Annotated in this window: 1 protein-coding gene; it reads left to right on the forward strand. The window is 47.8% G+C overall.

Annotation, left to right across the window (positions count from 1 at the left end; translation table 11 throughout):
• Nucleotides 1-37 precede the first annotated feature (37 nt).
• Nucleotides 38-249, forward strand: a 212-nt coding sequence (locus AC0L3B_RS40020; protein WP_473383488.1) for a hypothetical protein, incomplete at its 3' end; no start/stop codon positions are given.

Here is a 249-nt window from a genome sequence, read left to right on the forward strand (position 1 = left end):
TAGGCAGGTCGTTGTATGCATTGAAAAGGAAGGTTTTATGAGAGTCGTCATGGTCGATGGGTTTTCATCAGGGAAGTTCTTGGCCAAGCGTTTAAAAGATGAAGGTTGTGTGCTGGCGCACGTTGCTTCTTCAGAAGCGCTGGACAGCTACTATTACAAAGGTTTTGACTGCGGGCTCTATGAACAGATGATCGTCAACGCAGACGTTGCAACGACATTGGCGCAAGTCCGACGTTTCAAGCCACAGTT

This window comes from Bradyrhizobium sp. Kon56 (genome assembly GCF_055807635.1).